Annotated in this window: 20 protein-coding genes and 5 tRNA genes; 19 read left to right on the top strand and 6 right to left on the bottom strand. The window is 36.6% G+C overall.

The genetic code is table 11. From position 1 onward, the window contains the following. Window positions 1–142: 142 nt before the first annotated feature. The 4 genes from rny (at window position 143) to OQX63_RS08055 (ending at window position 6,884) form a co-directional block, all read left to right on the top strand. Window positions 143–1,714 (top strand): ribonuclease Y, encoded by a 1,572-nt coding sequence (gene rny / locus OQX63_RS08070; RefSeq protein ID WP_265850373.1) that lies wholly within the window; start codon window positions 143–145, stop codon window positions 1,712–1,714. 177 nt (window positions 1,715–1,891) lie between these two features. After that, entirely contained in the window at window positions 1,892–2,407 is a 516-nt protein-coding gene (locus OQX63_RS08065; protein WP_265850372.1) for a DUF962 domain-containing protein, read from the top strand. Between the two features lie 111 nt (window positions 2,408–2,518). After that, complete coding sequence (locus tag OQX63_RS08060) at window positions 2,519–5,326, top strand: TonB-dependent receptor (protein WP_265850371.1); 2,808 nt, start codon at window positions 2,519–2,521, stop codon at window positions 5,324–5,326. 34 nt (window positions 5,327–5,360) lie between these two features. Beyond that, window positions 5,361–6,884, top strand: a complete 1,524-nt coding sequence (locus OQX63_RS08055; protein ID WP_265850370.1) for a hypothetical protein — start codon at window positions 5,361–5,363, stop codon at window positions 6,882–6,884. Between the two features lie 60 nt (window positions 6,885–6,944). Here OQX63_RS08055 and OQX63_RS08050 read toward each other — a convergent pair whose 3' ends face one another. The 5 genes from OQX63_RS08050 to OQX63_RS08030 form a co-directional block, all read right to left on the bottom strand. Further along, a complete protein-coding gene (locus OQX63_RS08050; protein ID WP_265850369.1) occupies window positions 6,945–7,253 on the bottom strand; it encodes a hypothetical protein in 309 nt (102 codons plus the stop codon). 272 nt (window positions 7,254–7,525) lie between these two features. After that, complete coding sequence (locus tag OQX63_RS08045) at window positions 7,526–7,801, bottom strand: hypothetical protein (protein ID WP_265850368.1); 276 nt, start codon at window positions 7,799–7,801, stop codon at window positions 7,526–7,528. A 117-nt stretch (window positions 7,802–7,918) separates the two neighbouring features. Beyond that, window positions 7,919–9,127, bottom strand: coding sequence for a hypothetical protein (locus tag OQX63_RS08040; RefSeq protein ID WP_322974314.1), 1,209 nt, complete (start codon window positions 9,125–9,127; stop codon window positions 7,919–7,921). 126 nt (window positions 9,128–9,253) lie between these two features. Beyond that, window positions 9,254–10,060 (bottom strand): lysophospholipid acyltransferase family protein, encoded by an 807-nt coding sequence (locus OQX63_RS08035; protein WP_265850367.1) that lies wholly within the window; start codon window positions 10,058–10,060, stop codon window positions 9,254–9,256. Window positions 10,061–10,399: 339 nt separating this feature from the next. Continuing rightward, window positions 10,400–12,151, bottom strand: a complete 1,752-nt coding sequence (locus tag OQX63_RS08030; protein ID WP_265850366.1) for a lysophospholipid acyltransferase family protein — start codon at window positions 12,149–12,151, stop codon at window positions 10,400–10,402. A gap of 94 nt (window positions 12,152–12,245) precedes the next feature. Here OQX63_RS08030 and OQX63_RS08025 point away from each other — a divergent pair, with 94 nt between their 5' ends. From OQX63_RS08025 to OQX63_RS08015, 3 genes are all read left to right on the top strand, one after another. Beyond that, window positions 12,246–13,145: a ComEA family DNA-binding protein gene (locus tag OQX63_RS08025; RefSeq protein ID WP_265850365.1), complete on the top strand. Its 900-nt coding sequence runs from the start codon at window positions 12,246–12,248 to the stop codon at window positions 13,143–13,145. A 990-nt stretch (window positions 13,146–14,135) separates the two neighbouring features. After that, window positions 14,136–15,290, top strand: coding sequence for an acyl-CoA dehydrogenase family protein (locus tag OQX63_RS08020; protein WP_265850364.1), 1,155 nt, complete (start codon window positions 14,136–14,138; stop codon window positions 15,288–15,290). A 252-nt stretch (window positions 15,291–15,542) separates the two neighbouring features. Then, window positions 15,543–15,743 (top strand): DUF6496 domain-containing protein, encoded by a 201-nt coding sequence (locus tag OQX63_RS08015; RefSeq protein WP_265850363.1) that lies wholly within the window; start codon window positions 15,543–15,545, stop codon window positions 15,741–15,743. Between the two features lie 92 nt (window positions 15,744–15,835). Here OQX63_RS08015 and OQX63_RS08010 read toward each other — a convergent pair whose 3' ends face one another. Further along, entirely contained in the window at window positions 15,836–16,222 is a 387-nt protein-coding gene (locus OQX63_RS08010) for a hypothetical protein (protein WP_265850362.1), read from the bottom strand. A 166-nt stretch (window positions 16,223–16,388) separates the two neighbouring features. On the opposite strand from OQX63_RS08010, the gene rpsU reads away from it, so the two are divergent. From rpsU to rplK, 12 genes are all read left to right on the top strand, one after another. Then, a complete protein-coding gene (gene rpsU, locus OQX63_RS08005) occupies window positions 16,389–16,583 on the top strand; it encodes a 30S ribosomal protein S21 (protein ID WP_086549247.1) in 195 nt (64 codons plus the stop codon). 160 nt (window positions 16,584–16,743) lie between these two features. Continuing rightward, window positions 16,744–17,625, top strand: coding sequence for a tyrosine-type recombinase/integrase (locus tag OQX63_RS08000; protein WP_265850361.1), 882 nt, complete (start codon window positions 16,744–16,746; stop codon window positions 17,623–17,625). Between the two features lie 14 nt (window positions 17,626–17,639). After that, window positions 17,640–17,987 carry a ribosome hibernation-promoting factor, HPF/YfiA family gene (gene hpf / locus OQX63_RS07995; RefSeq protein ID WP_025143266.1) on the top strand — a complete coding sequence of 116 codons (348 nt, stop codon included), beginning with the start codon at window positions 17,640–17,642 and terminating at the stop codon, window positions 17,985–17,987. A 693-nt stretch (window positions 17,988–18,680) separates the two neighbouring features. Next, window positions 18,681–18,753 (top strand) — tRNA-Thr (locus OQX63_RS07990). Window positions 18,754–18,792: 39 nt separating this feature from the next. Continuing rightward, window positions 18,793–18,875 (top strand) — tRNA-Tyr (locus OQX63_RS07985). An 81-nt stretch (window positions 18,876–18,956) separates the two neighbouring features. Next, a tRNA-Gly gene (locus OQX63_RS07980) sits at window positions 18,957–19,032 on the top strand. A gap of 78 nt (window positions 19,033–19,110) precedes the next feature. After that, window positions 19,111–19,182: transfer RNA gene (locus OQX63_RS07975), tRNA-Thr, on the top strand. A 121-nt stretch (window positions 19,183–19,303) separates the two neighbouring features. Next, entirely contained in the window at window positions 19,304–20,491 is a 1,188-nt protein-coding gene (gene tuf, locus OQX63_RS07970; protein WP_010601091.1) for an elongation factor Tu, read from the top strand. Between the two features lie 59 nt (window positions 20,492–20,550). Next, a tRNA-Trp gene (locus tag OQX63_RS07965) sits at window positions 20,551–20,621 on the top strand. Between the two features lie 106 nt (window positions 20,622–20,727). Beyond that, on the top strand, window positions 20,728–20,925 hold the full coding sequence (gene secE, locus OQX63_RS07960; protein WP_025143264.1) for a preprotein translocase subunit SecE: 198 nt from the start codon (window positions 20,728–20,730) through the stop codon (window positions 20,923–20,925). A 9-nt stretch (window positions 20,926–20,934) separates the two neighbouring features. Further along, window positions 20,935–21,474, top strand: coding sequence for a transcription termination/antitermination protein NusG (nusG, locus tag OQX63_RS07955; protein WP_025143263.1), 540 nt, complete (start codon window positions 20,935–20,937; stop codon window positions 21,472–21,474). 524 nt (window positions 21,475–21,998) lie between these two features. Continuing rightward, on the top strand, window positions 21,999–22,442 hold the full coding sequence (gene rplK, locus OQX63_RS07950) for a 50S ribosomal protein L11 (RefSeq protein WP_010601094.1): 444 nt from the start codon (window positions 21,999–22,001) through the stop codon (window positions 22,440–22,442). Window positions 22,443–22,456: the final 14 nt, after the last annotated feature.

Genomic DNA, 22,456 nt, shown 5'->3' with positions numbered 1-22,456 from the left:
TCAATATCTATAGGGTTAAGAGGGCGTATTTCATCTGCTTTGGCACCTGAAAATGGCTTAAACCCTAATTATGCTTAGTTGAGGTTTAAAATGTATGAGACTTTAAAAATTAGTTGCGGTTTTTTTTTACATAAAAAACAAAATGGAAATAGTTGAAATATTAGGATATGTATTTGCCGTAATAGCGGGTATAGCTATTGGAGTAGTAATAGGAAGATTTCTCCTGCGTAACTTGCTTAAACAGCAGGAAATTGCCGCACAGAATAAGGTGAAAAAGATTTTAAAAGATGCAGAAAACAATGCAGAAATTTTAAAAAAGAATAAACTTTTAGAAGCAAAAGAGAAATTTTTACAGTTAAAAGCCGAGCACGAACAAGAAGTTAGTGCCAGAAACAATACCATTAACCAGCGCGAAAATACCATTAAGCAGAAAGAGCAATCGGTAAATCAACGCATGGAAAACTTTAATAAAAAAGAGCAGGAACTCGATAAGCACAAAAGCAACCTCGAAAAACAAACCGAACTTGCTATTAAAAAGCAGGAAGAAGTAGAACTGCTTAAAAATCAACATCTAAAGCAATTGGAAACCATTGCTGGCCTTTCTGCTGAAGAAGCCAAAGAACAATTGGTAGAAAATCTGAAACAGGAAGCCCGTACACAGGCTATGATGCAGGTGAAGGATATTGTAGATGAAGCCAAATTAACGGCAAGTAAAGAAGCTAAAAAAGTAGTAATTCAAACCATTCAGCGTACCGCTACAGAGGCTGCAATTGAAAATTCTGTCTCTATTTTCCATATTGAAAGTGATGAGATTAAAGGTCGCGTTATTGGTAGGGAAGGTAGAAATATCCGCGCTTTAGAAGCGGCAACCGGTATTGAGATTATTGTAGATGATACACCAGAAGCCATTATTTTATCAGGTTTCGACCCGGTAAGAAGAGAAATAGCCCGTTTGGCTTTACACCGTTTGGTAACGGATGGTCGTATCCACCCGGCGCGTATTGAAGAAATTGTAGCCAAAACCAAAAAACAGATCGAAGATGAGATTGTAGAAATTGGAGAGCGCACGGTAATTGATTTAGGTATCCATGGTTTGCATCCTGAGTTGATCCGTATGGTTGGTCGTATGCGTTACCGTTCATCATACGGACAAAACCTGTTACATCACTCACGTGAAGTAGCCAATTTCTGTGCTACTATGGCTGCAGAACTGGGCTTAAACGCTAAAATGGCTAAACGTGCAGGTTTATTACACGATATCGGTAAAGTACCTGATGATAATCCAGAATTGCCACACGCTATTTTGGGTATGCAGCTGGCCGAAAAATATAAAGAACATCCTGAAATTTGTAATGCCATTGGTGCCCACCACGATGAAATTGAGATGACTTCGATGATCTCTCCAATTGTACAGGCTTGTGATGCCATTTCTGGCGCTCGCCCTGGTGCTCGTCGTGAAGTGGTGGAAAGTTATATTAAACGTTTGAAAGATTTAGAAGAACTGGCTTTATCTTACCCAGGTGTAGAAAAAACTTTCGCTATTCAGGCTGGTAGAGAATTACGTGTAATTGTAGAAAGCGAACGCATTACTGATGCGCAGGCTGAGCTTTTAGCTGCTGATATTTCGACCCGTATCCAAACCGAAATGACTTATCCGGGACAGATTAAGGTTACCGTGATCAGGGAAACCCGTTCTGTAGCCTTTGCGAAATAAAGAAGTCAATTCGCCGAATCGTCATCCTGAACTTGTTTCAGGATCTATATAGCAGAAAGGATGCTGAAATAAATTTACTGCGTAGCTTTCCGCTGCGCTACAGGTCAGCATGACGAGCTGTTTAATAAACAATATATTAAGCGATGGAATATCCGTCGCTTTTTTTATTTTTACATAATGAGCAAGCAAACCATTAAAATTGAACCAAAAAGACCAGTAGATGTACTTTTTGATAAGTATGCAGAAAGTCACCAAAATCCAACTAATAAGTTGGTACACTGGATTTGTGTTCCATTAATTGTTTTTAGCCTATTGGGTTTAGTGTGGCAAATTCCGTTTCCACATTTAAGTTTTCTTGGCAGTTATAATGGATTCTTTAACTGGGCTTCATTTCTTCTGGCTTTTAGCTTGTATTATTATTTCACTTTATCACCAGTATTATTTTTCATGATGATCTGGGTAGTGGGACTAATGAGTTACATCATCGTTAAAATTGAGCAGGCAGTTGGTTTGGGTAGTGGAACTGCTTATGTCATTTATGCAGCAATATTTGTAGGTGCCTGGATAGGGCAGTTTATTGGGCATAAAATAGAAGGGAAAAAACCTTCATTTTTGGATGATGTTAAATTCTTGTTAATTGGGCCAATCTGGTTATTGCACTTCATTTGCAAGAAGACAGGAATTAAATATTAGGATTGAATGCTGTTAACTTAGAATTAACCTTAAGGTAAACAAACCTTAATTAACATCTAACCTATAGTTAACACTGTGGTAATAATTTTGCCCTTATCAAATAAAGGCAAATTGGAATTACTAAACTCTTTTAAAAGAGCGGCACTTACTGTGTTCGCTTTGACGATCAGCATACTTTCGTATGCCCAAACTGGAAAAATTTCTGGTAAAATAACGGATAAATCCACAGGTCAAACTTTAGTGGGCCTATCTGTACTGATAGAAGGAACATCAATTGGTACTACCAGTGATGCTGATGGTAATTATATTTTAAATACTGTAAAACCAGGAACTTACCGCGTAAGTTTTTCTTTTATTTCTTTTAAAAAACAGGTAATCCCAAATGTAAAAGTTACTCCAGGAAAAACAACTGTGATAGATGTTGTGATGGAAGATGATCAATCTACCCTTAACGATGTTGTAATTACAGGCGCTAGGAAATCAGGTACTGAAGTTTCTCTTTTGGCAGAGCTGAAAAAGTCTCAGTCAATTGCAAACGGGGTTTCATCTCAAACCATTCAGCGATCTGGTGATACGGATGCTGCGCAGGTGGTAAAACGTGTTCCGGGTATTACGATTGTAGACAATCGCTTTATTAATATTCGTGGTTTGGCCGAACGTTACAATAACGTTCAGTTAAACAATGTTACTGCACCCAGTCTGGAAACAGACGTTCGATCTTTTTCCTTTGATTTAATCCCAAGCAATCAAATTGACCGTGTATTGGTTTATAAAAGCCCTTCGGCTGATATTCCTGCAGATTTTGCAGGAGGGGTTGTTAAAGTTTTTCTTAAAAGCATTCCTGATGATGATCGGTTAACAATAGATTATGGTACAAGTTACCGCCAGAATGCTACTTTCAAAGATTTTAAAAGGACTAATACAGGAAGCTTATATTTTACTGGCTTTAATACAGGTGAAAATGATTTACCTATTAATTTCCCTTCAAATTTAAACCAGGTTAATGCAAGCAAATTGAACGCCGCAGGGCACGCACTAAGAAATAATTGGGTGCCAGAAGTTAATACCGCTAATCTGGATCAAAAATTAAATATCTACGGTAGCAAGCGATTTAACATCAACAATAAGTTATTGGGAAATATTACGGCGATTACCTACAGCAACAGCAAAACAAATAATGCTGTGTTTAGGGGAAACTACGAGGTTTATGATCCAATTTCGAAAATTGCTGAAGAAAATTACAGGTATAATGACGATCAGTACACCTACAATGTTCGTTTAGGGCTTGTACATAACTGGGCCTTTAAATTAGATAACAACAATACTTTCGAGTTCAAAAACTTGTATAATCAATTAAGTACATCACAATACGTTAGTCGCTTGGGGTCTGAAAAGCAACAAGAGTATGCCAATTACGCTTCGAATGTTTTATATCGTGGCATTTATTCAGGGCAACTATCGGGTGTTCATAAATTCAATGAAGAGCATACCAAGTTTGACTGGGTATTAGGTTATAGTAAATCATTCAGAGATCAGCCAGATTATTCGCGCTACAGAACACTTGCCAACGGAGATGGTACTTATAATATTTTCGTGCCAACTGGTGGTGCTCAACCAGAGTTTTTGGGAAGGTTTTATTCCAAAATGAATGAGGATATCAAAACTGGTGCATTTAATGTTGAACAGGCACTTGCGCCAAAATCAGAAGGTTTTAAGCCTTCGGTAAAAGTTGGTGGTTATTATGAAGATAAGCAGAGAACATTTTCTTCAAGAAACATCGGTTACGTGCGGGCAAATTCATTAGAATTTGATCAGTCATTGTTAAAAGGTACTATAGAAGAACTTTTTGACTGGAAAAATATTAATACGACAACAGGAATCAGATTGGATGAAAAATCTAATCCGTATGACAATTATGATGCTTCAAATAAACTATTAGCTGGATTTGCGAATTTTGTTTTGCCTTATAAGGATAAATTAACAATAGTTGCAGGCGCAAGGGTGGAGAATAATGTTCAAAAACTGAACAGTTTTGATACTGGAGGCCCTGTTAATGTTAATAATGATATTACGAGGGTACTTCCTTCGGCGAATATTCAGTTTAATATAAATGAAAAATCTTTATTCAGATTAGCTTATGGTAAGACATTAAACAGGCCAGAATTCAGAGAGATTGCTCCCTTTTCATTTTATGATTTTGATCAGAATTTCAATGTTGCCGGTAACCCAAATTTAAAAACAGCAAAGATTGATAATTATGATTTAAAATATGAATTCTATCCTTCAACAAGCGAACTGATTAGTATTTCGGGTTTCTACAAAAAATTTAAAGATGCCATCGAGATGACTGCTATACCTGGTTCTAATGCGCAGTCTTTTAATTTTAATAACGCTCAGAACGTTAGAAATATAGGGGTAGAACTAGAAATGCGTAAATCACTTGCAGGATTAAGTGAAAGTAAGTTTCTAAATGATATCACAATTTTGTTAAATGCTTCTTACATTAATAGTAAAGTGATGTTTGATGGTGCCAGCGCAATTGGGCAATCAAATAATCGTCCGATGCAAGGACAATCGCCATATATTTTAAACGCAGCTATCTTCTATAATAACATTAAATCTAAATTCCAGGTTAACCTGCTTTATAATGTTGCAGGAAAACGTATTGCATTTGTTGGCACAGATCTGATCAGGGATATTTATGAGATGCCAAGAAATGTAGTTGATTTAGTTGTGACGAAAAACTTTACCAATAAACTATCCTTAAAAGCCAACTTCAACGACTTACTTAATCAAAACTTTACATTGATGCAAGACGGAAATCAAGATGGAAAATTTGATCAATCGGAAGATCAGGTTACTGCCCAGTTTAGAAGTGGCCGTCAATTCGGATTAACGCTTTCTTACAAAATATTTTAAATAAAAAATAAAGACTTAAATAGGAAAAATGAATATGAAAAAGCTTTACAAGCCAAAATTTGGTACTAACGGATTCAAAACAATGGTATTTGTTTTGGCAGGAACATTAATTTTTAGTTCATGTAAAAGAACAACTATTATCGAATACAATGAAGCAGGATATAATTCTGGCAACGGATCTGGCACAGGTACAAATCCAACTACCGGATTTACTAAACCAATAGTTGAGGTTGCGAATGGAAGCATTACTACCAATACCAAGTGGACTAAAGACAAAATTTACAGACTTAATGGTTTTGTTAGAGTAGGTAGAGATGCAAAAAATAAAGCAGGTTTAGCAGCCATTGAAGGAGTTACCTTAGAAATTGAAGCCGGTACGGTGATTATTGGCGACAGAGAGACAAAAGGTACTTTGGTTGTACAAAGAGGAAACAAATTAATTGCTGAAGGTACTGCATCTCAACCTATCATTTTTACTTCAGAACGTGCTCCGGGATTGCGTGAGCCAGGAGATTGGGGTGGTGTTGTATTATGTGGAAAAGCAACTAACAATCAATCAGGTGGTGAGGCCGAATTAGAAGGCGCTTACGAAGGCTGGCACGGTGGTACTGTTGATACAGATAACTCTGGTGTTTTAAAATATTTAAGAATTGATTATGCCGGTACACCGATTAATCCTAACCAAGAAGTTAACTCTTTAACCATGGGTTCAGTAGGTTCAGGAACTGTAATTGATTATGTGCAGTGTTCTTATGGCTTAGATGATGCCTTTGAATGGTTTGGTGGAACTGTAAATGCGAAACACTTAATTGCATACCGTGGCCTTGATGATGATTTTGACGTTGATTTTGGTTTCCGTGGTACCGTTCAGTTTGCTATTGGTATCCGTGATGCAAATTCTGCTGACCAATCTGGTTCTAATGGTTTTGAAGTTGACAACGATGGAACTGGATCAAGTGTTACACCTTACACATCTCCTCAGTTTTCAAACGTAACAATTATCGGCCCAAAGAAAGACAGAACAAAAACCATTTCAACTCAATTTCAAAATGCAATGCATTTGAGAAGAAATAATAAAATAAAAATCTATAATTCTGTATTTACAGCATATCCTAATGGATTGTTTATTGATGGTGCAACCACTTTAGCTAATGCTGCTAATGGTGAGTTAGTATTAAAAAATATTGTTTTGGCAGGTGTTGATGGTTGGGGAGCAAATGGTTACGGTACAGGTGGTACAACAACATTCCCAAATCCGGTTGGTGTTGAAACTAAATCAACTGGTAATGTTGGTACGCAGGCAATTGATGTTTGGTTTAAAACAGCATCATTCGGAAATGAAACTTATGGAAAATGGCAGGATTTGGGAATTGATGAAACCATTTTTGATTTAGGTGCTACTCCTAAATTCACATTAAATACCGGGTCAATTTTATTAGCAGGTGCTAGTTTTACAGGCTTAACTGGTTTTGATGTAGTTGCCCACCGTGGTGCATTTGGTACTTCAGATTGGACAGCAGGTTGGGCTAATTTTACACCTCAAACCAACGTATACTAATCATCAAATAATGATTATAAAATGAAGCCGTCTCATCAGTCATGTGACGGCTTCATTTTTTTAAATATTTTCCTTTTCAGCCTCAACTTTAGCTTTTTTTATAGAAACAGGTTTAACTGTTTTTGCTTTTGTTGCAGCAACTGGTGTTTCTTCCTCCTTAATATATGGCGTAATAGAATCATCTTGAGTAGCGAAGACAACTTTTTTAACCAGTTGCTTTGCAAATTTCTCGATTACTTTTTCCGTTTTTTTTGATTTGCCATATTGATTAACAAGTTCGTTAAATGCAAGGGCTAATTTCGATTCTAATTCTTTGCGTAGCTTCTTATTTGTCGAATGATTTTTCGACTTGGATTTATTCTTTTTCATCTAGATTTTATGGATTTTGACAAAGATAAAAAAACAGAAAGTTAAGTTAACATTATGATTATGTTAACAAAAGGCCGCTTCGTTAACATATAAAATACTTCCTGCAGTTTAACAGATCTGATAAATCTTAACTATTAGTTTTAACTAATCTATAGTGACGAGCGTTAAGTTTATGGTTGTTGTTTTAACTGCTAGGCAGATTAACAGAACGAAAAGAAGTTTGAGAAGGGGTATTTGCACAGAACTGCTATGCAAATATAATGCTTAGAATTTTAAAAATTAACGCCCGGTGCTACAGCACCACCTAAATCCATGGTGTTTTGAAAAGCCTCCAGATAGCCCAGCAAATGGCGTTCCGCATTGGCATATGAAGTAAAAGTAGAAGCCGGTATATTGGCGTCCTGTTCGCTGTTACTTCTAAAGTGCGAGTTCACCTGAAAAGTAAAGTTTTTATCGTCATTAATGGGCGATAGGATTCTGGCCTTTACCGGATGACCATGAATTTCGACAAAGAATTCTTTAATTACAGTATATATGATAGCGGCCATGTATTTATTATGCTTAATGCATAAAAGTACGTCAAATAAGGTATTAATAAACTTGTTGTTAATAAGATAATATTGTTTTAATATTATTTTAACTTTAATTTAACATTGTAAACCTTTTTACTTATTTCCAGGTTCATAAGCATATACAACCTCATATTTCAGGTTTTTAAGGTTGGTGGCAATCTGGCCTATTTTTAGGTTTTGTGCCTGGGGTGTGGGTTCGCAATAAGAATATTTCTTACCATTATAAGTAATCGCTTCACCGATTGGCTTGTCGAACTGTACGGCAATGGTTAAATGTTTAGGGTATAACAAAGCAATCATCGGCAGATTATATATTTCCTTTACCAGGTAAAAAAATAATGCAGCCCTGTCATCACAATCGCTGTATGTACTCAATAATGTTTGTTCTGGAGAGAAACGTTTTTCTTTCCCAAAGTTTTCGCCATCATCTTCGTATAGAAAGCCATAACGGGTAAATCTCATCAGGTAATCAACACCTTTTTTCTGATCCATATGTTTCAGATTTTCTTTTAGCGTAGGAATAAGAGAGCCATAGGTTTCTCTGCTCAGCGGAATATTAAAATAACTCTCAAAATCTACTACGGGGTAATTTTTGAAAATGGCTTGTACATCTTGATTAACTTTCAGCTTGAAATGATGTATTTTCTGACGGTAGCTAAACTCAATATCTTTTTCCTGGTAACTTTCGGGCTTAAAATCAGGCATCCTCGTTACTTTGTACGAGAATGGATTTTTAGCTTCTGGTATTGAGATTTTAACGGGCTTGTAAGCATCGGCCTGTTTAAACAGTTTACCATAGTCGTGGTAATTTAGGCACATAAACTTTTGCCCCTCGATCATAAAAAATGGAATATCGCTAATATCCTCTTCATTTCTCACATAAAAGATTACCTGCTCATTGCCTATCGCTAATCTAGCATCATAGCCGCATTTACTCAGTAAAAACCATTTGTATAAAGTATAGGCAAAATAATTATCTGCTTTCGGACTAATCTGTTCGGCTGTTTTACGGATCAATTGGTAATAAATCCAATCGTTTAAATTGTATTTTTTCTGGTATTTTTCTAAAGATGAAATAACTGAAGCGTATCTGGCAGAAGAGATTTGATCGTAAAAGTTTGAAACAGCTGATGTTGTTGCCGTTTGAGGTATAGGAAAAACAGCGGAAGAATCTACACTAAAATTAAAGGTGCCATCATAAAAATCGAAGGAATAATTCTGTCCCTTCGAGATGACGGTATTCATCATCAGGGCAGCGAACAAAATGGTTCTCAAAATATATATATAATTCCCTCTTTTCAAACCACCTTATATTTGGTTATTTTAAATTTACTTATTATTAACACAAAAGCAACAATTTCTTTATGTGAATAATGGAAAGCGGCTTAACAGGAAATTAACATTATATTTTCATGAATTGGGATAAGGTTACTCTTTTAGGGCGTAAAGGCCCTTTCTTAAGTGTTTTAAAAGGGAGGTATTACAATCTTTACAGTCTATTTCTTCTAAAAGAACAGGTTTGCCGATACTGATTTTTAACTGGTGACCATTTTTGTTGAATAATTCTGAAATCAGTTTTGCTGTTTGTAACGAAGGGTGTATAAACTTCAGCAGGCTAAAAAAGATGCCATTGTTGCCATGAAAATATATGGGTAGTATCGGTACTTTGGCTTTAGAGATGATTTTTCCAACCACGGGATGCCACTCGCGGTCGGTAATCTGATTTTTTCTGAATTTATATGAAGAAACTTCGCCTGCAGGAAAAATAGCAACAGGACTACCATCTTTTAAAAGTTTTAAAGTTGTTTTCAATCCGCTGATACTTGATGAATCCTGAACTTTTTCGAACGGATTTACCGCGATAATACATTTCTCCAGATTTGGAATTTTCTTTAACAGAAAATTCCCCATAAACATCGTATCAGGTCGGTGATTGGCAAGTGTACTTAATAATGCCAATGATTCTATAGCACCATAGGGGTGGTTTGCAATCGCAATAAATGCACCTTCTTTTGGAATGTTGGCTAAATCCTCATCACTGATCTGAATAGTAACGCCCAGGACATTCAGAATATGATTGGCAAATTTTTCTCCTTCCAGGGCATTGGCAGCTCTAATAATCTCATTGAAGTCGTTAATCTTCAAGAACCTCATTAAGAAGGAAGCTAGACCAGGGATTGGAATGTTACAAATGCCTGTTGCCTTTGAAAAATTCTCTTTAGAAATGATTGTCATAATGATAGTTCAACGTTGATCCCATTAGGGAACCAACCTGATAAATGATTTTTTATTTGAGCTAAATATAAGGGAGGGAAACTATTCGGTTCTCATGAAGAAGAATGTTTATCATAGCTCATACAGAGTACCTAAAGATAATGGAATAATATGAACAACAGTATTTTAATCGGTTAAGAAATTGTAAGAAAGAAAATTCTATAAATAATATTTCATTAACACCAATTTAACAAGGCTGGCCTACTTTTGTGGCATAAATATTTGGTTAGTATTTATAAAGTTTAGGTTAGTTGATAATAAAAAACCCAGATGGATGTCTGGGTTTTTTTATGGCTTAAATTATAAGTTCTTGCCTAGTTTTTCCAAAATCTCTGGTGGAATACTATGTGTATCAACCACTAAGAAGCCATCTAAACAATCAGAAAACTTAGGGTCGATATTGAATGAGATGATCTTTGCATTCAGGTTCATGTACTGCCTTAACAATACCGGGATTTTAATATGCGAGTTTTCGATGTCTCCGATAATGCTGTCCAGATCTTTAAAAGATTCACTGCTGTCAACCAGTGTGTCGGTAGAAATAGGCAATAAATCAGCTTTAAATTTGTTTCTCGGTTTAACATATTTAGCCATTTCGTAATCGAAGTGGTTTTTGGTAATGTAATCCACAATTAAAGCCTTGCTGAATTTCGAAAAATTATTGCTGATACTTACCGGGCCAAACATATAGCGGTACTGTGGGTTATCGATCAGGTATTTTAAAATGCCTTTCCACAATAAGAATAGGGGTAGAGGCTTACCCTGGTATTCTTTTCTGATCCACGATCTGCCCAGTTCAATCCCCTGTCTTAGCATCGGGTAGAACTGATCTTTCATTTTAAAGAGTTCAGAAAGGTAAAAACCACGGCGTCCCATGCTTTCTAAAATCTCATCGCCCTTGCCAATACGGTAAGCACCTACAATATTTTCTAAATCTTTATCCCAAATAAATAAGTGGTTATAGTAAATATCGTAATTGTCGAGATCGATTTTTTTGTTGGTACCCTCGCCAACCTCACGGAAAGTGATTTCGCGCAGACGGCCAATTTCTCTTAAAATATTCGGGATCTTTAAAGTTGGGACAATATATACCTCATAATTCTTCTCTGTCCAAACCCTGAAATCTTCAAGCAATGCTACCTCATTTTTAATTAAAAGCCTCGAAGTTTCTTCAATTACCTCGGCAGGTTTCTTCTTAATCTTAAATAAGTTTAATGGGTTAAAGAGCTTTTTCTCTATATCTAAACCAATACCAAGCGCATATGTACGGGCTCTTAAAAAGTCCATCAGCTTATTGCTGCTGTTCATGTGCGAAATTTCAGATACAGCTATTGGCTTACCAATCCGGACTTTAATGGTGCGACCATGTTTATTTAAAAATTCTGAAGGTAGTTTTGCTGTACGCAGGGTAGGGTGTATAAAGCTCAAAATATTAAAGAAAACACCGTTATTGCCATGGAAATAAATCGGTACAACAGGTACTTTAGCTTTGGCAATCAGTTTTCCAACCACAGGATGCCACATCCTGTCGGTTACCTGCTGAGCGTCTAATTTAAAGGTAGAAACCTCTCCTGCAGGGAAAATGCCAATTGGTGTTCCGTTTCTAAGCAGATCAAAAGTAGTTTTTAATCCGCTGATGCTGGAAGAATGCTGCACATTTTCGAAAGGATTTACAGCCACAAAAAACTCATCAAGGTTTGGTATTTTTTTCAAAATAAAATTAACCATTACCTTGGCATCCGGCCTCACCGTACACAATAGTTTAACTAGTGCTAAACCTTCTACACCACCATAAGGATGATTTGCAATGGCTATAAAAGGCCCTGTTTTAGGAATACTATTTAAGTCATCATCATCAAATTCTATAGAAACGCCAATGGTTTCTAATATTTTGTCTACAAATTCTAAGCCTTTAAAATGTTGATTTTGAGCAAATACGTCGTTAATGTCGTTCAGTTTCATGATCTCCATCATCAAACCTGCTAAACCTGGTACACCTAGCTTATCTATCTTTGTTGCTTTCGCAAACTCAGATGTAGTTATGATCTTCATATAAATTCTTAGATTGTTGATAGACAAAACCTATTCGGTTTTGCAATCCCAAAAATAAGATTTATATTTATAATACACATGTCATATCGCATCAATGAGAATTTGGTTCAACAAAAATTTTGGTGTTAGCAAAAGTGAATTCAACGGGTTACTTTTCCTGGTGGCTATTATTCTTATAATTAAGGCTGTTCCGGTTATATATAGCTATTATCTGCCAGTTCAGAAAGATGATCCGAATCTCTTAGCTCAAATTCAGCAGATCAGTGTTAAAGATGAGGTGTATGATCATGCTGTTCGCGATCTGATTGAAAGTTCCAGCCACAAAAAAACAGTCAAGCTCTTTAAATTTAATCCCAATACATTAGATAAGGAAGGTTGGAGAACTTTAGGCCTATCCGCAAAACAGGCACAGTCCATTGTGAATTATACCGCTAAAGGCGGCAGATTTAATAAACCTGAAGATCTTCAGAAAATGTATACCATTTCGCCAGAAATGTATAAAAGGATATTACCATATGCTAAAATACCCGAGCAGGCCATTAATGTCTCAAAAAATGATGCGCTTTCTGAAAAAAAGGAATATGCTAAGAAAGCTTTGGTAATTGTTGATATCAATACGGCAGACTCTACGCAGTTAGATGAGGTTAAAGGCATCGGCGGGACTTTTGCACTTAGGATTATTAAATATCGTGAACGTTTAGGTGGTTTTTACAAGAAAGAACAACTTCTCGAAGTTTATGGTTTAGACTCCAATAAGTATGCGGAGATTAAGGATCAGATTAAAATTGGCAATATGCCTTTAAAAACAATCAATATTAATACTGCAACTTTTAATGATTTAAAGCGTAATCCATATCTTACTTTCAAACAGATCAATGCCATTATTCAATACCGCAGGCAGCATGGCAATTATACAGGTATTTCTGATCTGAAAAAGATTGTACTCCTAAACCAGCAGGTGATTGATAAAATTACGCCCTACATCTCTTTTTAAAAGGAATATCGATTTTTGATTTTGGAAAGCAACACCCGTATTCCATAGTAAAGTTTCTCCCTGCTCTTCGCTTTACTCCGTTGCACTCCGTGTTCGCTGCGATCAGGTTTAGTTACTTAGGGCAGTGCTTCAAGCCTTTGCACCTGATTAAAAGCATGTAGTTTCGTTACCCCGCAACCCCAAATATGGTTACCAGCCGCGCCACCTAAACCCAATGGAAGCGTGCACGATTAAAGCGGGCAGTGGGACCGCATTATCCTAAACGCTCCCAAACTGCTTTTCTAAAAACAATAGTATTAAAGATTTCTTTTTTCGGAAAGCAACACCCGTATTCCATAGTAAAGTTTCTCCCTGCTCTTCGCTTTACTCCGTTGCACTCCGTGTTCGCTGCGATCAGGTTTAGTTACTTAGGGCAGTGCTGCAAGCCTTTGCATCTCATTAAAAGCATGTAGTTTCGTTACCCTGCAACCCCAAATATGGTTGCCAGCCGCGCCACCTAAACTCAATGGAAGCGTGCACGATTAAAGCGGACAGTGGGACTGCATTATCCTAAACGCTCCCAAACTGCTTTTTTAAAAACAATAGTATTAAAGATTTCTTTTTTCGGAAAGCAAAACCCGTATTCCATAGTAAAGTTTCTCCCTGCTCTTCGCTTTACTCCGTTGCACTCCGTGTTCGCTGCGATCAGGTTTAGTTACTTAGGGCAGTGCTGCAAGCCTTTGCACCTGATTAAAAGCATGTAGTTTCGTTACCCTGCAACCCCAAATATGGTTACATTCTTATTCAATTGAGACCTATTTTCCAAAATATTCGGTTATCGTTGTAAAAATCTTAAAAAAAAATCTCCCTTGATTTTCAAGGTTTAAAATTAACCGTTAAACTTATTGAACCGAATACCATTTCATTCTGTAATGGCACAAATATTTAATGGTAACTAACTATCAAATAATTGTTTATAATTGCCCAAACTAACTATAAATATAATATTTAATGAGCGTAAGCTTCGATTTTTCAGAAACAGAAACTCAGCAAAGTGTAAAGGCCATGGTCCGCGATTTTGCTGAGAAAAACATCCGTCCAAATATAATGGAATGGGATGAAGCACAGCATTTTCCTTTAGAATTGTTTAAACAACTCGGAGAATTGGGGTTGATGGGCGTTTTGGTTCCCGAAGAATATGGTGGCTCAGGATTAGGTTATCAGGAATATGTTGACATCATTGTAGAAGTGGCCCGGGTTTGTGGTTCAATTGGTTTATCATTAGCCGCACACAACTCTTTATGTACCGGCCACATTATGGCATTTGCTAACGAAGAACAGAAGCAAAAATGGCTGCCTAAACTGGCAACTGCTAAATGGATTGGTGCCTGGGGATTAACTGAGGCCAATACTGGCTCAGATGCCTTAAGGATGATGACTACGGCTGTTGAAGATGGAGATGATTACATTATTAATGGTGCAAAAAACTGGATTACCCATGGCAAAAGCGGCGATATTGCGGTTGTGATGGTAAGGACAGGGGAACAGGGAAGTTCGAAAGGGATTTCGGCCATTGTAGTAGAGCGTGGTACACCGGGTTTTACTGCTGGAAAAAAAGAAAATAAACTGGGAATGCGGGCATCAGAAACCACAGAAATGATTTTTGATAATTGCCGGGTACCAAAAGCCAATCTCTTGGGCAATGTTGGCGAAGGTTTTAAACAGGCCATGAAGGTTTTGGATGGCGGAAGGATTTCTATTGCCGCATTGGCCTTAGGAATTGCTAAGGGAGCTTTTGATGCTGCGGTAGCTTATTCAAAACAGCGTCAGCAATTTGGACAGCCGATCTCCAGCTTTCAGGCCATTAGTTTCAAACTTGCGGATATGGCTACAGAGATTGAAGCTGCAGAGCTATTGATCCGCCAGGCAGCCGATTTAAAGAACAGGCATTTACCTATGACAAAAGAATCGGCTATGGCAAAATATTTTGCTTCAGAAGTTTCGGTAAGGGTAGCAACCGAAGCTGTTCAAATATTTGGGGGTTATGGTTACACCAAAGATTTTCCGGTGGAGAAATTTTATCGTGATAGTAAATTATGTACAATAGGTGAGGGCACATCAGAAATACAAAAGATTGTAATTGCCCGCGAAATATTGCAAGGGTAGAAGGTAAAAGGCTTAAGGTTTAAGGCAAATGTCGGTCACCCTATGCCTTACACCCTACACCTTCAACCTTATTAAAAACCAAATATATGATGAGCAATCCGGACGGTTTAATCGCCTCCGGATTTTTTTTTGCTGAAAATTTTAAAACCTCCCATCTGGATGTAATGTTTTAACTAAAGACTAAAGACTAAAGACTAAAGACTAAAGAAATTAACAGTTTTCAGTTGGCAATTGGCAGTTACCAATGAACAGATGACTACTGAACTAATGAACTATAAAATGGCAAAGTATTCAGAAAAAGCTGGTGAAAAAGTAGAAAAAACCATGCACGAAATGAAAGAAGGTAAGCTCAGGAGCGGATCAGGTAAAAAAGTGACTTCCAAAAAGCAGGCAATTGCCATCGGATTATCGGAAGCCAAAAAGGCAGGAGCGAAGGTGCCTAAGAAAGGTTAAATAGGTGGAAGGTTTATGGTGTAAGGTTTAAAACTAAATAGCAAAATAATAATTTACCCTAAACCCTAAACCCTAAACCCTAAACCCTAAACCTATTGAGGTAAATCTTTCGAAGTTAAAATGCTATCTACTACGTAAACACTAAATCCTCGCCATGGCAGGGCATGTTTATATTCTTTGTAGTGTAGTTCAAAAAACTTGCCGCTATTGGCCATCATCTTTTCAGCAATTTCCTGATTTGCAATAGAAAATTCGAATTCGTTGTTCTGTAGCGTGCCTGTTTGTCGCGATTTTATCCCGCTCTGAATTAATTTGCCTTCGTAGGTTTTAAATACATAGCCTTTTTTTACTACATAGTTTAACTCTCCTGCTTTAACACCTTCACCAAAAACAAAGAAATAACGGTAGTAACAAATTGCGATTAATGCGATAACAACTATAACTGCGATAATTGAACCTACTTTTTTACCTGTTGTCATATATAATTATGTATATAAATGTAGCTAAACAACACATAAATTCTACTAATGATTTAAATAAAAATTCTTTTTGTAAATCTTTCTCATTTTCAATATTTTGCTTACATTTGCAGCCCCGATAATACGGGAAAATTTAAAAAACCACGAGAGGAGGTATTTCAGCGTTATGATCATTATCAACATTAAAGACGGCGAATCATTAGATAAAGCCCTTAAACGTTTCAAGAAAAAGTTTGAAAAAACTGGTGTATTGAGAGAACTACGTAGTCGCCAAGCATACGAGAAAAAATCCGTTGCTCGCCGTACTGAAATTAAACATGCTGTTTACATTCAGAATATGAATCAAGATACAACTGCATAGTTGTTTAAGATATAAATACGTTAAAATCCTCCTGGTGTTAAATCAGGAGGATTTTTTGTTTTAAGGAACATCAAAAATTGAAAATAAACAATTCGTTAATGATTTCTTTATATCAAAACTATTTGTAACTTCATATCAATGCCCCTTAAAACGTTATGGAATGTTGCAAAAAAGTTTTATCACCTATTTAACTCACGAGAAGCGCTATTCTCAGCACACCATTACCGCTTATCAAAAGGATTTAGATCAGTTTGAAGTATTTATCCAGGCACTGGAAATGGATTTTGCCGAAGTTAAACATCAACAACTTCGCGATTACCTGATTGAACTGATGGACGACGGACATTCAGAAAATACCATTAACAGAAAAATCTCTGCTTTACGGAGCTTTTACAAATTTTTACATCGGTCAGGAGAAATTGATCAGAACCCTACGGTTTTAATCAAGGCACCAAAAATACCTAAAAGGCTGCCGGTATTTGTAGATGCGCAGAAAATGGATCATTTACTGGATTCGCAGCAATATTTCGATGAAAGTTTTCCTTCCGTTCGCGATCATCTGGTAATCGAATTGCTTTTTGGAACCGGTATACGTTTAACTGAACTGTTGCAGTTAAAAGATACTGATATTGATATTTATTCAGGAACGATAAGGGTACTGGGTAAAAGGAATAAAGAAAGAATTATTCCAATAAATAAACAGCTTATCAATCAGGTAAATACCTATATTGAGCTAAAAAAGTTGCAAAACTTTAATAACAATTTGCTAATATTAATCGTTACTAATACAGGTGCAGCGGCATATCCGAAATTAATATACCGTATTGTAACCTCATACCTAAACCATGTATCAACCAATGAAAAGAAAAGCCCCCATGTGTTGCGGCATAGCTATGCCACCAGCCTGTTAAATGCAGGTGCAGATCTAAATGCAATCAAAGAACTCCTGGGCCATGCCAGTTTAGCAGCCACCCAGGTTTATACGCATAATTCGATCGAAAGATTAAAAACAATTTATAAACAAGCCCATCCAAAGGCATAAAAAAAGGAGGAAAAATGAAAATCGGAGTTCAATCAATCCACTTCAGTGCAGACAGTAAGTTGTTAGATTTTATACAAAAAAAAGCAAATAAGCTTGATCAGTTTTTTGACCAGATCATTAGCGGAGAAGTGTATTTAAAGTTAGAGAACGTAGAGGACGAGGCCAATAAAATCAGTGAGATCAAACTCATTGTACCAGGAGGTACCCTCTTCGCTAAAGAACAATGTAAATCATTTGAAGAAGCCACAGATCTGGCAATCGAATCGTTAAGAAAGCAAATTACTAAACATAAAGATAAAACACGTGCAAAATTAAGTGAGCATAAAGCAATTTTAAGTGAGAGTGAGGCAGCTGACTATTAATAGCACAAAAAAATATAATGCAAATGGGGCGGTACAGTTAAATGTGCCACCCCTTTTTTGTTTTAGTGATACCTTTGCAGGTACCATCAATCGATGAAAAATTAAAAAGATAATTCCCTTTGGCGGCGTCATCTCGAGCGGAGTGTAACCTAGCCGAGAGATCTATCTTGAGAATACTTTTTATTTAGATCTCTCCGTTTCGCTGCGCTTCAGTCGAGATGACGACTTTTTTTATATTAGTTTCTTCAAATAATTTAAAGAAATCGGAAGCTATTCGTACAATTTCTATACACCAATTTTAATTTTCTAAGCAATTCTCCGTGAAAAAATAGACCTCGGGATATAAATTTTAATTTTTATTGAGGTTAATGCATTTGTTGTTTTCTGTTGGTTATTGTGATTACAGATCGTAATCATGTTTATTAGAACAATGAACATAAAAAAAATATTCAATTTTAAGAGATTGATTATTAAGCTCCTTCAAGCGTATGATGAATACTAACTAAAATAACTTCATTATTTTTTTCAAATTTATTTTGAAGTGAAATATAAGTGTGTATATTTGCATTCCATTTCGGAAACGGCATCACGCCAAGAAGAAAAGGGTTGTTCTTTAAAAAGATAAAAGTTTTAAAAAAACACGTTAATAGTATGAAAAATGAAGATTTTTCGTATCATTGCAGAAAATTTAAAGCCTCCTTAGCTCAGCTGGTAGAGCAACTGACTTGTAATCAGTAGGTCATTGGTTCGATTCCGATAGGAGGCTCTTTTTATTTTAAAGTGTTAGCATTTTAAAGTAAAAGATGGGGAGATTCCAGAGCGGCCAAATGGGACAGACTGTAACTCTGTTATCGCAAGATTTCGAAGGTTCGAATCCTTCTCTCCCCACACTTTAGATGAATGACCAAATGTTTTAATGATAGAATAATTCTCTCATTCTTTCATTCAATCAATCACTGATTTTTAAAAGCGGAAGTAGCTCAGTTGGTAGAGCGATAGCCTTCCAAGCTATAGGTCGCGAGTTCGAACCTCGTCTTCCGCTCCAATAAAATTAGAAAGTGGGCAGTTGTTGGTAACAGTTTTAATGTAGTTAAAACCAAAGGCTGGAACTGGAAACTAAAAAGCCGACTTAGCTCAGCGGTAGAGCACTTCCTTGGTAAGGAAGAGGTCGTGGGTTCAATTCCCATAGTTGGCTCAGGTATAATAAAGCTTTGTTAAATCTGTTTAATAAGCAGAGTAGACAAGGTTTTTTGTGTTGAAATAACAATAAATAAAAAAATAATAAAAAGTTAACCTACTAATTAGTTATAAATAAAATGGCAAAAGAAAAATTTGACCGCAGTAAACCGCACTTAAACATCGGTACAATCGGTCACGTCGATCACGGTAAAACAACTTTAACAGCAGCTATTACAAAAGTTTTGGCTGATGCTGGTTTAACTGAGGCACGTTCATTCGATTCAATTGACTCTGCTCCAGAGGAAAAAGAAAGAGGTATTACAATCAATACAGCTCACGTTGAGTATTCAACAGCTAACCGTCACTATGCTCACGTTGACTGTCCAGGTCACGCGGATTACGTGAAAAACATGGTTACTGGTGCTGCTCAGATGGACGGTGCAATTATCGTTGTTGCTGCTACTGATGGTCCAATGCCACAAACTCGCGAGCACATCCTATTAGCTCGTCAGGTTGGTGTACCTTCATTGGTTGTATTCATGAATAAAGTGGATATGGTTGATGATCCTGAATTATTAGAATTAGTAGAAATGGAAGTTCGTGAATTATTATCATTCTACGAATTCCCAGGTGATGATATTCCTGTAATCCAAGGTTCTGCACTAGGTGGATTAAACGGTGATGCTAAATGGGTTGGTAAAATCATGGAATTAATGGATGCTGTAGATAGCTACATTCCAATTCCTCCACGTTTAACAGATCTTCCTTTCTTAATGCCTGTTGAAGACGTATTCTCAATCACTGGTCGTGGTACTGTTGCTACTGGTCGTATTGAGCGTGGTGTAATCAACTCTGGAGATCCAGTTGAGATCTTAGGTATGGGTGCTGAGAACTTAAAATCTACAGTAACTGGTGTTGAGATGTTCCGTAAAATCTTAGATTACGGTGAAGCTGGTGATAACGTAGGTTTATTATTACGTGGTATTGAGAAAACTGATATCCGTCGTGGTATGGTAATCTGTAAACCAGGTTCAGTAACTCCTCACACTGATTTCAAAGCTGAGATCTATGTATTATCAAAAGCAGAAGGTGGTCGTCACACACCATTCTTCAACAAATATCGTCCTCAATTCTATTTCCGTACCACAGACGTAACTGGTGAGATCTCACTAGCTGAAGGAACTGAAATGGTAATGCCAGGTGATAACGTTACAATCACTGTTAAATTAATTAACGCGATTGCAATGGAAAAAGGTCTACGTTTCGCTATCCGTGAAGGTGGTAGAACAGTAGGTGCTGGTCAGGTAACTGAAATCTTAGCTTAATTTTAAGCTACAACAATACAAAAAAGAGCTGGTTTAGGCTAGCTCTTTTTTTAAAACACACGGGAATAGTTCAACGGTAGAATAGAGGTCTCCAAAACCTTTGATCAGGGTTCGAATCCTTGTTCCCGTGCTAATATATTGATTGAGTACAAGAATGAGTGAATGGTTAAATTTGAAGCTTAGTTTCAAGTAATATCGTCCACTCATTTACTCATTCATTCATTCAATAATTTGATATGGCTAAAGTAGTTGAGTTTATAAAAGAATCGTACGATGAGATGACCAATAAGGTTACCTGGCCTACATGGGGCGAACTGCAAAGTTCTGCAATCCTTGTATTGGTAGCTTCTTTAATTATTGCATTGGTTATTTTTGCAATGGATAAAGGATCGACATTTGTGTTAGATACTTTTTATAAATCACTTTCTAATTAATATTTACTAATGAGCGATCTAAAGTGGTACGTTGTAAGGGCGGTTAGCGGTAAGGAAAAGAAAGTAAAACAGTACATTGATGCTGAGATCAGCCGTTTAGGTTTCTCTCATTTGGTTCCGCAGGTATTGATTCCTATGGAGAAATATTACCAAATGAAAGATGGTAAAAAGATTGCCAAAGAACGTAACTTCTATCCAGGTTATGTTTTAATCGAAGCTACATTAGATGGAGAATTAGAGCATATCATTAAAGGCATCAACAGTGTAATTGGTTTCTTGGGTGATAAAGCCGGTAATCCAATCCCAATGCGCCAGGCAGAAGTGAACCGTATCTTAGGTGTGGTTGATGAAATGAGCGAACAGGGTGAAACGATGAACGTTCCTTATTATGTTGGCGAAGGCATCAAAGTAATGGACGGACCTTTCAATGGTTTCTCTGGAATTATCGAGGAAGTAAACGAAGAGAAGAAAAAACTGAAAGTAATGGTTAAAATCTTTGGTCGCAAAACACCACTGGAACTCAATTACATGCAGGTAGAAAAAGAGTAATAAAAATACTAAAATATTAGAAAGCTTCGAGTAATCGGGGCTTTTTTTATGACCGTGAAATCAATCAAATTCTGAAAATAACTGCCGCCTGAATTCGATAATTATTTAATTAAAACTGATTTATAAACGCACTTAAATAGACCAATTCGTCGTGCTGAATTTATTGTAAAGGTAGAGATTGGGTTTTCAAACGCCTTTAGCAGCATCTTTATAGCATGAAAGACCATGAAATAAATCCAGGATGACGTTCACTTCAAATTAAAACCGGATAGGCTGCCAAAAAATAATAATAATGCTTAAGCTGGTAATAAATTTTGGTATTTGTTCGTTAAATATATAAGAATTGAATTTCGGATCTTAACCCTACAAAAACTACATTAAAATTAATTTTATCAATACTATTGTTTTACTGTAAGTTAATCCATATCTTTGCAGTCCTTTAAGCTTTATAGGAGCTGTGAGGAAATAAATGTTACATGCTTCCAATATTTAACATTGAGTTTTAAATAAACAAAAAACACAAAATGGCAAAAGAAGTCAGTGCAATGATCAAATTACAGATCAAAGGCGGAGCGGCAAATCCATCGCCACCAGTAGGACCTGCATTAGGTGCTAAAGGGGTGAACATTATGGAGTTTTGCAAACAGTACAACGCTCGTACCCAAGATAAAGCAGGTAAAGTATTGCCAGTTGTAATTACTGTTTATGCTGATAAGTCATTCGATTTCATCATCAAAACCCCTCCGGTAGCTATCCAGTTAAAAGATGCTACTAAATTACAGAGTGGTTCTGCTGAGCCTAACCGTAAGAAAGTTGGGTCGGTGACCTGGGACCAGATTAAAGTTATTGCTGAGGACAAAATGCCTGATTTAAATGCATTTACAATCGAATCAGCAATGAGTATGGTTGCTGGAACAGCACGCAGTATGGGAATCACCGTTTCTGGTGACGCACCCTGGAACAATTAATTAAAAAACAGTTT

The organism is Pedobacter sp. PF22-3, from assembly GCF_026239555.1.
In the GTDB taxonomy this organism is placed as follows: Bacteria; Bacteroidota; Bacteroidia; order Sphingobacteriales; family Sphingobacteriaceae; genus Pedobacter.
This window is presented reverse-complemented; position numbering and strand designations above follow the sequence as displayed.

Excerpts from the sequence above, each read along its gene's own strand:
- OQX63_RS08050 (WP_265850369.1), bottom strand. The coding sequence starts at position 7,253 with ATGAAAAAGAATAAATCCAAGTCGAAAAATCATTCGACAAATAAGAAG.
- OQX63_RS08065 (WP_265850372.1), top strand. The coding sequence starts at position 1,892 with ATGAGCAAGCAAACCATTAAAATTGAACCAAAAAGACCAGTAGATGTA.
- OQX63_RS08045 (WP_265850368.1), bottom strand. The coding sequence starts at position 7,801 with ATGGCCGCTATCATATATACTGTAATTAAAGAATTCTTTGTCGAAATT.
- rpsU (WP_086549247.1), top strand. The coding sequence starts at position 16,389 with ATGATCATTATCAACATTAAAGACGGCGAATCATTAGATAAAGCCCTT.
- OQX63_RS08030 (WP_265850366.1), bottom strand. The coding sequence starts at position 12,151 with ATGAAGATCATAACTACATCTGAGTTTGCGAAAGCAACAAAGATAGAT.
- hpf (WP_025143266.1), top strand. The coding sequence starts at position 17,640 with ATGAAAATCGGAGTTCAATCAATCCACTTCAGTGCAGACAGTAAGTTG.
- secE (WP_025143264.1), top strand. The coding sequence starts at position 20,728 with ATGGCTAAAGTAGTTGAGTTTATAAAAGAATCGTACGATGAGATGACC.
- OQX63_RS08035 (WP_265850367.1), bottom strand. The coding sequence starts at position 10,060 with ATGACAATCATTTCTAAAGAGAATTTTTCAAAGGCAACAGGCATTTGT.
- nusG (WP_025143263.1), top strand. The coding sequence starts at position 20,935 with ATGAGCGATCTAAAGTGGTACGTTGTAAGGGCGGTTAGCGGTAAGGAA.
- rplK (WP_010601094.1), top strand. The coding sequence starts at position 21,999 with ATGGCAAAAGAAGTCAGTGCAATGATCAAATTACAGATCAAAGGCGGA.
- OQX63_RS08010 (WP_265850362.1), bottom strand. The coding sequence starts at position 16,222 with ATGACAACAGGTAAAAAAGTAGGTTCAATTATCGCAGTTATAGTTGTT.
- OQX63_RS08055 (WP_265850370.1), top strand. The coding sequence starts at position 5,361 with ATGAAAAAGCTTTACAAGCCAAAATTTGGTACTAACGGATTCAAAACA.
- rny (WP_265850373.1), top strand. The coding sequence starts at position 143 with ATGGAAATAGTTGAAATATTAGGATATGTATTTGCCGTAATAGCGGGT.
- tuf (WP_010601091.1), top strand. The coding sequence starts at position 19,304 with ATGGCAAAAGAAAAATTTGACCGCAGTAAACCGCACTTAAACATCGGT.
- OQX63_RS08015 (WP_265850363.1), top strand. The coding sequence starts at position 15,543 with ATGACTACTGAACTAATGAACTATAAAATGGCAAAGTATTCAGAAAAA.
- OQX63_RS08020 (WP_265850364.1), top strand. The coding sequence starts at position 14,136 with ATGAGCGTAAGCTTCGATTTTTCAGAAACAGAAACTCAGCAAAGTGTA.
- OQX63_RS08000 (WP_265850361.1), top strand. The coding sequence starts at position 16,744 with ATGTTGCAAAAAAGTTTTATCACCTATTTAACTCACGAGAAGCGCTAT.
- OQX63_RS08025 (WP_265850365.1), top strand. The coding sequence starts at position 12,246 with ATGAGAATTTGGTTCAACAAAAATTTTGGTGTTAGCAAAAGTGAATTC.